The organism is Actinomadura gamaensis, from assembly GCF_042652125.1.
Lineage (GTDB): Bacteria > Actinomycetota > Actinomycetes > Streptosporangiales > Streptosporangiaceae > Spirillospora > Spirillospora gamaensis.
The window spans coordinates 722,894-734,102 of the sequence record NZ_JBHSIT010000004.1; the positions used below are offsets into that span (position 1 = coordinate 722,894).

An 11,209-nucleotide genomic window follows, 5' to 3' on the forward strand; every position below is an offset into this window, starting at 1 on the left:
CTGACGGCCTCCTGAAGCCGGGAAGCGGCGGTCAGGCCGGGATGTGGTCCTTCTTCCGCGTCCAGTTGCGGTGGGACGCGACCGCGACGCCGACCCGCGAGGCCAGCACGGACGCGTCGGACGCCACGATCAGCGCCGGGTCGTCGTCGGTGAAGGCGATCCCCGCCTTCTCCAGCAGCTCGCGGCCCTCGGCGTGCGCGGCGACGGGCTTGCAGTGCTTGAACGCCTCGGCGACGAAGTGCACGGCGTCGCCGTCCGCCGCGAGCGCCTCGACGCACTCCTGCCCGCCGGGCACCACCACCGCGTCGTAGAGGACGGACGCGACCGTCGCGAGGCGGCGCGTCACCTCCACGCGCGCGCCGTTGGCGGCCTGCACGGTCCCGTCGTCGGCGGCGAGGATCTCCACGACCGCGCCCTCGCCGACCAGCGACTCGCCGATGCTCGCGACGACGCCCGAGTCCACGCCGTCGGCGGCGAGCACGGCGATCTTGCGGCCCTTGGGCGAGTCGGCGGCGGTGTTCGCCTGGCTGAGCGCGGGCGAGGTGCGGCCGTGGTTCGGCGTGCCGGTCGCCTTCGGCGGCTCGACGCCGATGCCCTTGGCGACCTGGACGGCCAGCTCGTGGTCCACCTCGTTCAGGTGCGCGACGACGCCCTCGCGGATGTGCTTGTGCTCGACCTTGCCGAGCTCGAACTGGAACGCCGAGACGATGTGCCCCTTCTCCCAGTCGGCCATGCTGTTCCAGAACAGCGTCGCCTGGGAGTAGTGGTCGGCGAAGCTGTCCGCGCGCTTGCGGATCTTGCGTCCCTCCACCCGCTCCGGGAAGTGCGTGTAGGCGCCCTCGCCGGCCAGCGCCGGGCAGCCGCCCGACAGCGAGTTGGGGTGGTAGGCCGCGCGGCCCTGCGCGATCTCGGTCTGGTGGTAGCCGTCGCGGTGGTGGTTGCGGACGGTCGCGATCGGCCGGTTCACCGGCAGTTGCGGGAAGTTCGGGCCGCCGAGCCGGATGAGCTGGGTGTCCAGGTAGGAGAACAGCCGGGCCTGGAGCAGCGGGTCGTCGCTGAAGTCGATGCCGGGCACGACGTTGCCGATGTGGAAGGCGACCTGCTCGGTCTCGGCGAAGAAGTTCTCCGGGTTCCGGTCCAGCACCATGCGGCCGACCTTGCGGACCGGGACCTCCTCCTCGGGGATGATCTTGGTCGGGTCGAGCAGGTCGTACCCGAACCGGTGCTCGTCCTCCTCCGGCACGAGCTGGACGCCCAGCTCGAACTCGGGGTAGGCGCCGTTCTCGATGTTGTCCCACAGGTCGCGCCGGTTGAAGTCGGGGTCCTTGCCCGCGATCTTCTGCGTCTCGTCCCAGTCCAGCGAGTGGACGCCGAGCTTGGGCTTCCAGTGGAACTTCACGAACGTGCTGCGGCCGGCGGCGTTCACCAGCCGGAACGTGTGGACGCCGAACCCCTCCATCATCGCGTAGCTGCGCGGGACCGCCCGGTCGGACATCAGCCACATCATCATGTGCATCGTCTCGGGCTGGAGCTGGACGAAGTCCCAAAGCGTGTCGTGCGCCGACTGCGCCTGCGGGATCTCGTTGTGCGGCTCCGGCTTCACCGCGTGCACGAAGTCGGGGAACTTGATGCCGTCCTGGATGAAGAACACCGGCATGTTGTTGCCGACCAGGTCGAAGTTGCCCTGCTCGGTGTAGAACTTGGTCGCGAACCCGCGGACGTCGCGGACGGTGTCCGCCGAGCCGCGCGACCCCGCCACGGTCGAGAACCGCACGAACACCTCGGTCTCCACGCTCGGGTCGCACAGGAACCGCGCCGCGGTGTACTCGGCGAGCGAGTCGTCGTAGGGCCGGAACCGCCCGTAGGCGCCGGATCCGCGCGCGTGGACGACCCGCTCGGGGATCCGCTCGTGGTCGAAGTGGGTGATCTTCTCCCGGAGGTGGAAGTCCTCCAGGAGGGACGGGCCGCGCTCGCCCACGGTCAGCGAGTTGTCGGTGTCGTCCACCCGGATGCCCTGGTCGGTGGTCAGCGCCCCGTCGTCCGGCGCGACCCTGGCGCGGTCCAGGTCCCGCTGCTTACCCGCCCGTGCCGTGGTGTCCCTGTCAGAGGACATCGTGGTCTCCTTCCTCGGTACCGTGCACCTCCCCTCCCCTCCTGACGTGCGTTAACCCACTCGAAGCGGTCGAATGCCTCCGCCGTGGCCGGGTAGGGGAGGGCGACGCGGGATCAAGGAAACCGACCGCGACCCCGGAGGCGAACACTTATGAACAACCGACGACTCGACGCCGACACCGAACAGCTCTGGGACGACTTCCACCGGCTGGTCAACATGTCCTCGGAGGAGCTGCGGGAATGGCTGATGACCGACGCGTCCGGCGAGACGGCGCTCCCGGCGGACCCCGGCTCGGGGCTGCCCGAGCTCGGCGCCCGCGTGGTGGAGCTGCTCCGCAAGCGCAAGGTGGACCTCACCGGCGGGGACGTCGAGACCATGCGGCGCGTGGTCGAGCACGTCGAGGAGCGGCTGGAGAACCATCCGGCGAACCGGGCGACCGACCCGGCCTGGCGGCACGACCTGATGTGCGTCGGCCACGACCCGCTCAAGCCGGAGAACGCCCTGAACATCTGAACCGACCCCGTCAGGGCCTTCCTGCTGCGCTGTCCTGAATCGTTCCGCGCCGCCGGGTTTCTCCGTGCGGTGTACGGGGAAAGGGTCCCCGTTAGCGAAGGGAGCGATGGGCGGGCATGCAGGGACAGGGGTGGGTCGAACTCGGCGAGTTGCTGCTGGCGCTGGTGCTGTCGGCGGCGATCGGACTCGAACGGGGACTGCGGAACAAGAGCGCCGGGCTGCGCACGCACACGCTGGTCGGCGTCGGCGCGGCGCTGTTCATGCTGGTCAGCAAGTACGGCTTCGCCGACGTGCCGGGCCCGCACGTGTCGTTCGACCCGTCCCGGGTGGCGGCGCAGATCGTGTCGGGCATCGGCTTCATCGGCGGCGGACTGATCTTCGTCCGGCGGGACGCGGTGCGCGGCCTCACCACGGCCGCCGTCGTCTGGGTGACAGCCGCCGTCGGCATGGCGGCGGGCGGCGGGCTCTGGCTGCTCGCCGTGGCCGTCACCGTGGGCCACTTCCTGGTGGTGCTCGGGCTGAACGCGCTCGTCCGCCGGCTGCCGTTGGAGCGCTTCACCCGCCGTCCGGGACGCATGCGCGTGCGCATGGTCTACCGGGACGGGCGCGGCGTGCTGAGACGCGTCCTCACCGAATGCACCGGCCGCGGTTTCGTGGTCGTGGAGGCCGCCGTCGACCGCGACCACCTGGACGACGACGCCGACATCGGACGCGACGAGCGGCGCGGGCGCGACGAGGACGAGCGGCCCCACACCGCCGCGGTGACCCTCGTCCTGGACGGCGCCGGCGACGTCCACGACCTCACCGCCGCGCTCTCCGAGCAGCCCGGCGTCCTCGCCGTCACCTCCGGCGAGGATCTGGACGACCGCGACTGAGCACCCGTCCGGACCGGGAGGACTCCGGGCCGGAGGAATAGGTGACGGACGGCCGGCCGGCGACGGTCTCGGGGGCCGCCGCCGGCCGCCGCGGTCACGGGATCTCGGTGTGCGGGCTGAAGCCCTCGGCCTCGCCGCCCGGCGCGTCGGGCTCGGCGTTCGGCGGATCGGTCGGGCCGGGCGCGTGCTCGTCGGCGAAGTCCGGCTCGGCGTCCGCGGGTTCGGGCGCGCCGGCCTCGGCGCGCCGGTCGGCGAGCGGCCTGTCCTCGGCGTTCCGCTCCTCGGGGTCCCGCCCCTCGGTGTTCGCCATGGTCAGCCCTTGACCTTGCGGATGGCGTCGCGGGCGCGGTCGATGACGGCCGCGACCGGGCCGAGCGCCACGTTCTTGGCGGGGGACTCGACGCCCTGGTGCGGGTGCGTCGGGGCGACCGCCTCGGCCGCCTTCACGGCCGCCGCCATGCCGCGCAGCTGCTCCTGCGACGCGGACGCGGTCATCTGGGGGAACTCGTCGGACTCCTCGTGCCTGGCGTGCTCGTCGACGTCCTTGTGGAAGCGGCTGAACAGCGTGGGGAAGCCGGGGTCGTCCGGCCCCATCTTCTCCAGCCGTTCGAGCATCCCCTTCGCCTCGTTCTCCTCGCGGAGCCGGGCCTCCACGACGTCCGCGCCGTCGCGCAGCTCGCGCCGCGCGAACGGGTGGACGACCTCCTCCTCGGCCGTCTCGTGCACCGCGAGCAGGTGCCGGAGCCGGTCGAAGGCGTCCTGGCGGGCCTTGCCCTCGGACCGCTCGACCTCGGCGAACAGCCGCCGGATCTCCTCGTGCTGCCGGAGCAGCAGTTCCACGACCTGTTCGGCCACGGTGTGCCTCCCTGTTCGGGTCTGCTGGGACACCGGCACCGGTACCCCGCGACAGGGCGTCAACCGCCCGGAGGGAAACGGATCGGACGGCTCGGGAGGGAAGGCCGGAAATGGCGAAAGGCCCGTGCATGACGCCTCATCGTGGACCGGGCCGACGAGAGGGGCCATGCTTTCGGACCCTTCGCGCTCACCATAAGCCAGGGGTCGGCGCGCCGTAAAGACGCGGTCACCACTGGTGAGGACGGGGTCAGTGCGCCCTGGAGAGCGGCGGGTTGCGGACGGTGACGTTGATGCGGTTCCAGGCGTTGATCGAGGCGATCGCCATCACCAGGTGGGCGAGGTCGGACTCGCTGTAGTGGTCGGCGGCCTCGTCCCACACGGCGTCCGGGACGCCCTCGGGGTTGTCGGCGATGCGGGTGGCGTACTCGGCGAGGTTCAGGGCCGCGCGCTCCTCGTCGGTGAAGCAGGTCGCCTCGCGCCAGGCCGCCACGGCCCAGATGCGCTCGTCGCTCTGGCCCGCCTTCTTCAGCGCGGCGGCGTGCATGTCGACGCACAGGGAGCAGCCGTTGATCTGGCTGACGCGGAGCCGGAGCAGGTCGAGGGTCACCTCGGGGACACCGCTGCGGCCGAGCGCCGCCTCCAGGGACAGCATCGCCTGGTAGGCGTCCGCCGCGATGGTCGTGATGTTCTTCAGTCGCCTCATCGGACTTCCTTTCCTGGATAATTCGTATCCAGATTCGGTGCCCGCGGAGAACGCGGGCGGCCGGACGGCTCCGGCCACGGGGGACGGGTCAGTTGAGCTCGTACCAGGCCCGGACGCGCTCGCCCATGGTGGGCAGCAGCCGCTCGGTCCTGGCGCGGATGTCGGCGAGCGTCTGCGCCGCGAGAGCCCGCCGCCAGGCGAACTCGGCGTTGCGCATCGCCGTGTGGACGGTGCAGGGCACCTCGAAGGCGCGCTCCGCGCGGTTCGCGCCCATGCCCCGCCGCCGGATCTCGGTGCACTGGAACGCCTCGTCCGGGCCCTCGATCGCGGTCACCACGTCCATCATGGTGATCTTCTCCAGCGGCCGGACGAGCCGGAAGCCGCCCCGCGCGCCCGGCGTCGAGGCGAGGATCCCGGCCCGCGCGAGCGCCTGGAGCTGCTTGTTGAGGTAGGGCGGCGGCAGCTCGTACCCCGACGCCAGCCGTGTGGTCGAGACCGGCTCGTCCGAGCCCAGCCAGTCGAGCAGCAGGCAGACGTGCACCGCCCACTCCACGCCCTCGTTCATCCGCACAATCAGGACCTTACATATCCAGTTCGGCGCGCGCAACGGCGGCCCGCGCCCCGCCGAGCGGGACCTGACGGTGGAAACCGGATAGGGATTGCCCTACATGGCCGCCGGAACCATTGTCCTGCTCTGAGCGGACGTTCAGGCTTCAGGGGAGACCGGGGCTCCCACCCCGCCGTCGGGTGTGCTCCACCGCCAAGGACGCGTCGCGTCCGGAGCCGACCGCGACGGTGCGGTCCCCTCGGTACCGCCATAGCCGAGGGGGCCGCTCTTGCGGCCAGCGCGTTGGGGACGCGTGCGTGGCCGACGGTCTGTGCGGGTGTGCCCGTTGGAGCGCCGGTCGCCCGCGGGCGCGTCGACAAGGTACGCGCCCACATCGCACGGAGGACAACCCCGTGAGCTCCCACCACCTGCCGCGGCGCACCGGACTGACCGTCCTCGCCGCCGCGGCGCTGGCCGCCGCAGCCGTACCCGGCGCGCACGCGGCCCAGCCGAAGCCCACCCCCGCCCCGAACCCCGCCCGGACCGCCGCCACGCTGGCCAAGCAGCTCGGCGGCCGATCCGCCGGAGCGTACCTGGACCGGACGACCCACAAGCTCGTCGTCACGGTCACCAGGGACGCCGACGCCCGCACCGTCCGCGCGGCGGGCGCCGAGCCGCGCACCGTCGCCCGCGACGGCACCGCGCTGCGCGCCGCCACCGCGCAACTGGACAAGACCGCCCGCGTGCCCGGGACCGCCTGGTACATCGACCCGCGCACCGACCAGGTCGTGGTGTCGGTGGACAGCACGGTCACCGGCGCGAAGCTCGCCAAGGTGAAGGCCGCGGCGGGCAAGCTCGGATCGACCGTGCGGATGAAGCAGGTCCGCGGCACGTTCCGTCCGCTCATCAGCGGCGGCGACGCGATCTACGGCGCGAACGTGCGCTGCTCCCTCGGCTTCAACGTGCACGACTCCAGCGGTAACGCCTACTTCATCACCGCGGGCCACTGCGGCAACGACTCCTCCTACTGGACGGACGAGAGCGGCAACCAGCTCGGCAACACCATCGACAGCCGGTTCCCCGGCACCGACTACGCGATCGTCCAGTACACCGGTGGCGCCGACCACCCGAGCGACGTGGACCTGTACTACGGCGGCACCCAGCCGATCACCCAGGCCGCGGACGCCTACGTGGGCGAGTCCGTCCAGCGCAGCGGCAGCACGTCCGGCCTGCACGACGGCACCGTGAACGGCCTCGACGCGACCGTCACCTACCAGGAGGGCACCGTCAGCGGCCTGATCGACACCGACGTCTGCGCCGAGCCCGGCGACAGCGGCGGCTCGCTGTTCGACGGCACCTCCGCGCTCGGCCTCACCTCCGGCGGCAGCGGCGACTGCTCGTCCGGCGGCGAGACCTTCTTCCAGCCCGTCCCGCCCGTCCTCAGCGCCTACGGCGTCGACGTGGGCTGACGCCCCCTACTCCCGGCCGGCCGTCGCCACCCCGCCTTCGGCCGGCCGGGATCCCCCGCCGGTCGCGGGCCCGCCCAGCTCCGCCAGGACGTCGCGGGCCCGTTCGACCAGCGGGTCCGGATCGTCCGCGCGCCAGACCAGGTGCTGGGTGGTGGTCGTCCCGGCGAGCGGCCGCGCGGCCACCCCGGCCCGGCGCAGCGAGCGCATCGAGTCGGCGAGCACCGCGCCGCCGAACCCGGCCGCGACCAGGGCGAGCAGCGTCGGGACGGTCCGTCCCTCGGCCGCGACGCGCGGCGCCACCCCGGCCCGGTCGCACAGCGCCACGATCTCGTCGTGCGAGCGGGCGGACGCCTCGCGCGGCCACAGCACCAGCGGGATGCGGCCGAGCGCGTCCAGCGGCAGCGGACCCGTCCCGGCCGCCAGCGCGTGCCGCTCGGGCACGAACAGCGTCATCGGCTCCCGCCACCAGACCCGCGTCGCGAGCCTGGCGTCCCGCATCGGCAGCCGGTGGACGGACAGGTCGTAGCGGCCGTCCAGCACGCCGTCGGACATGTCGGCGTCGCTGAAGCTCTCGTGCAGCCGCAGGTCCACGCCCGGCAGCTCGCGGCGCAGCCGGCCGAGCGCGGCGCCGAGCGGCCCGTTGATCCCGGACGGCCCGAACGCGACCGTGAGCCGTCCGGACAGGCCGCGCGCGGCGAGCCGGACGTCCTCCAGCGCCGCGTCCGCCTCGGCGAGGATCACCCGCGCCCGGCGCAGCAGCGCCCGCCCGGTCTCGGTCGGTGCGAGCCCGCGCCCCCGCCGCTCGAACAGCCGCGTGCCGAGCTCGTGCTCCAGCTCGCGCAGCTGGCGGCTCAGCGTCGGCTGCGTCAGGTGCAGCCGCCGCGCCGCGGCGCTGATCGAGCCCTCCTCGGCGATCGCGACGACGTAGCCGAGCAACCGAATCTCCATCCATACCTCCTAGGCATAGGCAGCATAGACGTCGATGCCCGCAGGGCTGAGAAGCTCCGGAATCGCGCCAGGATCGAGTCACCGCAAGGAACCGACACAAGGAGCCCGGTGATGGACCGTTCGGAGCGTTTCGAGCACGGCATGACGATCCTGGAGAAGGTGGACGGCGAGGGCGGGCAGCGCGTCGTCGAGTCGCTCGGCGACGTGTCGCCCGAGCTCGGCCACCAGGTCGTCGCGTGGGCCTTCGGCGACATGTACGACCGCCCGCAGCTCCCGCCCCGCGACCGCCAGCTCGTCACGCTCGGCGTGCTGACCGCGCTCGGCGGCTGCGAGATCGAGCTGGACGTGCACATCAACGCCGCGCTGAACGTCGGGCTGACCCCGACGGAGATCTCCGAGGCGCTGCTGCACTCGGCCGTCTACTGCGGGATGCCGCGCGCGATCAACGCGACCCTCGTCGCCAAGCGGGTGTTCGCCGAGCGCGGTCTGCCGCCGGTCCGCAACAGCGGCGACCGCCCGGCCTCGGACTGAGACCGCGATCGAGCCGGCCGGGCCGGTGGAAGATCGCGGAGGGCGGGTAGGGATCCCGCCGGGACGGCCGTCCGCCGTTCCGGACGACCGGGGGGAACCGGCAATGAGTGATCTCGTGGCGATCGCCTACGGCGACGTGGAGACCGCCCAGCGGGTCCGGCAGCGGGTGATGGAGCTGCAGAAGCAGCACGTCATCGAGGTGTCGGACGCGGTGGTGGTCGAGCGCGGGCAGGACGGAGGGATCAGGCTGCACCAGGCGGTGAACACCGTCGCCGGGGGCGCGGCGGGCGGCGCGCTGTGGGGCGGGCTGATCGGGCTGATCTTCCTTCAGCCGCTGCTCGGCGCGGTGATCGGCGGCGCGACGGGGGCCGCGGTGGGCGCCGCGACCGACATCGGCGTGGACGACGGCTTCATGCGCCGCCTCGGCGAGGGGCTGCGTCCGGGCGCGGCGGCGGTCTTCCTGCTCATCGAGAAGAGCACGCCGGACAAGGTCCTGCCGGAGCTCGCGCCGTTCGGCGGCCAGGTCATCCGGACCTCGCTGTCGGACGAGCAGGAACGGCACCTCCGCGACGCCCTCCAGCACCGCCCCGCGCACCCGCCCGAGTCCGGCCGGGCGCCGGCCGGTGGTCAGGGCGCACAGGCGTCGGCCGACGGGCAGGGCGTGCGGGCGTCCGCCGATGGGCAGAGCGTGGGAGCGTCGGCCGGTGGTGAGGGCGTGCGGGCGTCGGCCGGGGGCGAGGGCGTGCGGGCGTCCGCCGATGGGCAGGGCATGCAGGCGACCGCTGACCGGACCCGCACCGAGGCCGTGCCCGCCGACTGATCTTCCTTCGGCGCCGTCCGCCCGCCTCGCTGAAAACCGGTCGCGGCGGGCGGTCCTCGCGCCTACCGTCGCACCATGGGCGATCTCGCGATCGACGCGGCCGTGCGCGGCGCGGACGGCCACTACACGGCCGAGCTGTCCCCCGAGTGGAGCGCCTGGGGCCCGAACGGCGGGTACGTCGCGGCCGTGCTGGCCCGGACGGCCCTGACCCACGGCGAGCTGCCCCGGATCGCCTCGCTGAGTTGCCAGTTCCTCAAGTCCGGCCGGTTCGCGCCGGTCGAGCTGACGGCGGTGACGACCCGGAGCGCACGCCGCGCCGAGGCCGTCCGGGTGACGATGGCGCAGGACGGCGTCCCGCTCGCCGAGGCGCTGGCCTGGCTCGTCGCGGACGGCCAGCCCGGCATGCGCCACGACGACGCGCGCCTCCCGGACGACATCCCCGACCCGGAGGGGCAGCCGACCTTCGCCGAGCTGTCCTCGCCGGACACGCTCGATCCGCCGCCGCTGTGGGAGAACATCGACTCGCGCGCCGTGACGTACGGGGAGGGGCCGTCCGGTGAGGCGTTCACGCACGGCTGGTACCGGTTCCTGAAGCACAGCACGGACGACGTCGGACGCCAGCTCGTCCTGCTGGACGTGCTGGCCTTCCCCGCCGCGTGGAACCGGCACCTGACCGACACGGGCTTCATCGCGCCGAACCTGGACCTGAACGTCCAGTTCCACCGGTCGGGCGCGGCGGAGGAGTGGCTGTACGCGGAGGCGCGCTCGGAGATCGCCGAGGACGGCCTGATCGGCTACCGCTCGCGCGTCTGGTCGCGCGACCGGCGCCTGCTGGCGTCCGCCGCGGGCCAGCTCCTGTGCCGTCCGGCGGGCTGAGCGCCGTCCGCGGACATCCGGACGAGGTACCGGCTCGGGCGCCTTTCGAAGATCATGGACGGATGAGCACCACCCGACTCGTCACCCTCGACGATGCCGCCGAACTGGCCGCGCTGTACGCCGCGAACCGGGAGTTCCTGGCCCCCTGGGAGCCCGCCCGCGACGAGGATTTCTTCACCGAGGCCCGGCAGCGCGCGCTGCTGGCCGTGATGCTCGACGACCACGCGCGCGGGAAGGCGATGCCGCGCGTGATCCTGGACGGCGGCGAGATCGCCGGCCGCGTCAACCTGGTCGACATCGTTCGTGGAGCGTTCCAGTCGGGCAACCTCGGCTACTGGGTGAGCGGCACGGCGAACGGGCGCGGGCTGGCGACGCGCGCCGTCGCCGACATCGTGCGCATCGCGTTCGAGGACCTGGACCTGCACCGGGTGCAGGCGGCCACGCTCGTGCACAACGCCCGGTCGCAGAAGGTGCTGGAGCGCAACGGGTTCGTCCGGTGCGGGCTCGCGCCGGACTACTGCAAGATCGCCGGACGCTGGCAGGACCACGTGCTCTACCAGGTCGTCCGCGCGGAGGGATGAGAGCCTCCGGAGGGATGCGAGCGTCCGGAGGATGAGAGCGTCCGGAGGATGAGAGCGTCCGGCCGCCCCGGGCGGGGCGGCCGGACGGGAGGGCCCACCGGCCCCGGTGGAGCTACCGGCCCCGGTTGAACTGGCGGGTCGGCTGGCGGCCGGCGTTCTGGCGGGCGCGGTTCGGCAGCGCCGCCGTGCGCGGATTCGGGAAGTCGCGCTTGGCCTTCTTCTTCGCCAGGGCCTTGGCGAAGGGCGGGTTGTCGTCGTTGTGGAATCGCATGAAGAGACACCTCCGGGCATGCTCGAATTCGGCCTGGAAAAGGCCGCGAAAAAAGGCTTGGCGGTCCGAAGGCGGGCGTGACGCACGGCTGAGCACGGGCGGACGGG

General features: G+C 72.8%; 14 protein-coding genes. 7 read left to right on the forward strand and 7 right to left on the reverse strand.

What is annotated here, in order from left to right:
- Positions 1–31: 31 nt before the first annotated feature.
- Entirely contained in the window at positions 32–2,113 is a 2,082-nt protein-coding gene (locus ACFPCY_RS17465) for a catalase (protein WP_378256333.1), read from the reverse strand.
- 150 nt (positions 2,114–2,263) lie between these two features.
- Here ACFPCY_RS17465 and ACFPCY_RS17470 point away from each other — a divergent pair, with 150 nt between their 5' ends.
- Positions 2,264–2,626 carry a DUF3140 domain-containing protein gene (locus ACFPCY_RS17470; protein WP_378256334.1) on the forward strand — a complete coding sequence of 121 codons (363 nt, stop codon included), beginning with the start codon at positions 2,264–2,266 and terminating at the stop codon, positions 2,624–2,626.
- A 116-nt stretch (positions 2,627–2,742) separates the two neighbouring features.
- Positions 2,743–3,501, forward strand: coding sequence for an MgtC/SapB family protein (locus ACFPCY_RS17475; protein ID WP_378256336.1), 759 nt, complete (start codon positions 2,743–2,745; stop codon positions 3,499–3,501).
- 94 nt (positions 3,502–3,595) lie between these two features.
- On the opposite strand, the gene ACFPCY_RS17480 is transcribed toward ACFPCY_RS17475, so the two are convergent.
- From ACFPCY_RS17480 to ACFPCY_RS17495, 4 genes are all read right to left on the reverse strand, one after another.
- A complete protein-coding gene (locus ACFPCY_RS17480; RefSeq protein WP_378256338.1) occupies positions 3,596–3,811 on the reverse strand; it encodes a hypothetical protein in 216 nt (71 codons plus the stop codon).
- A 2-nt stretch (positions 3,812–3,813) separates the two neighbouring features.
- Positions 3,814–4,356, reverse strand: coding sequence for a hemerythrin domain-containing protein (locus ACFPCY_RS17485; RefSeq protein WP_378256340.1), 543 nt, complete (start codon positions 4,354–4,356; stop codon positions 3,814–3,816).
- A 247-nt stretch (positions 4,357–4,603) separates the two neighbouring features.
- Complete coding sequence (locus ACFPCY_RS17490; protein WP_378256342.1) at positions 4,604–5,059, reverse strand: carboxymuconolactone decarboxylase family protein; 456 nt, start codon at positions 5,057–5,059, stop codon at positions 4,604–4,606.
- An 88-nt stretch (positions 5,060–5,147) separates the two neighbouring features.
- The gene (locus ACFPCY_RS17495; protein ID WP_378256344.1) at positions 5,148–5,624 is read right to left on the reverse strand and encodes an RrF2 family transcriptional regulator; all 477 of its coding nucleotides are present in this window, start codon (positions 5,622–5,624) and stop codon (positions 5,148–5,150) included.
- Positions 5,625–6,019: 395 nt separating this feature from the next.
- On the opposite strand from ACFPCY_RS17495, the gene ACFPCY_RS17500 reads away from it, so the two are divergent.
- Positions 6,020–7,075, forward strand: a complete 1,056-nt coding sequence (locus ACFPCY_RS17500) for a S1 family peptidase (protein ID WP_378256346.1) — start codon at positions 6,020–6,022, stop codon at positions 7,073–7,075.
- Between the two features lie 6 nt (positions 7,076–7,081).
- On the opposite strand, the gene ACFPCY_RS17505 is transcribed toward ACFPCY_RS17500, so the two are convergent.
- Positions 7,082–8,023 carry a LysR family transcriptional regulator gene (locus tag ACFPCY_RS17505; protein WP_378256348.1) on the reverse strand — a complete coding sequence of 314 codons (942 nt, stop codon included), beginning with the start codon at positions 8,021–8,023 and terminating at the stop codon, positions 7,082–7,084.
- Positions 8,024–8,134: 111 nt separating this feature from the next.
- Between ACFPCY_RS17505 and ACFPCY_RS17510 the strand changes: the two genes are divergently transcribed.
- The 4 genes from ACFPCY_RS17510 to ACFPCY_RS17525 all read left to right on the forward strand — a co-directional run bounded on the left by ACFPCY_RS17510 (position 8,135) and on the right by ACFPCY_RS17525 (position 10,831).
- Positions 8,135–8,554 carry a carboxymuconolactone decarboxylase family protein gene (locus ACFPCY_RS17510; RefSeq protein WP_378256350.1) on the forward strand — a complete coding sequence of 140 codons (420 nt, stop codon included), beginning with the start codon at positions 8,135–8,137 and terminating at the stop codon, positions 8,552–8,554.
- Positions 8,555–8,657: 103 nt separating this feature from the next.
- Positions 8,658–9,374 (forward strand): DUF1269 domain-containing protein, encoded by a 717-nt coding sequence (locus tag ACFPCY_RS17515; protein WP_378256352.1) that lies wholly within the window; start codon positions 8,658–8,660, stop codon positions 9,372–9,374.
- A 75-nt stretch (positions 9,375–9,449) separates the two neighbouring features.
- Positions 9,450–10,250 carry a thioesterase family protein gene (locus ACFPCY_RS17520; RefSeq protein ID WP_378256354.1) on the forward strand — a complete coding sequence of 267 codons (801 nt, stop codon included), beginning with the start codon at positions 9,450–9,452 and terminating at the stop codon, positions 10,248–10,250.
- A 62-nt stretch (positions 10,251–10,312) separates the two neighbouring features.
- Complete coding sequence (locus tag ACFPCY_RS17525) at positions 10,313–10,831, forward strand: GNAT family N-acetyltransferase (RefSeq protein ID WP_378256356.1); 519 nt, start codon at positions 10,313–10,315, stop codon at positions 10,829–10,831.
- A gap of 112 nt (positions 10,832–10,943) precedes the next feature.
- On the opposite strand, the gene ACFPCY_RS17530 is transcribed toward ACFPCY_RS17525, so the two are convergent.
- Positions 10,944–11,102 carry a hypothetical protein gene (locus ACFPCY_RS17530; RefSeq protein WP_378256359.1) on the reverse strand — a complete coding sequence of 53 codons (159 nt, stop codon included), beginning with the start codon at positions 11,100–11,102 and terminating at the stop codon, positions 10,944–10,946.
- Between the last annotated feature and the right edge of the window lie 107 nt (positions 11,103–11,209).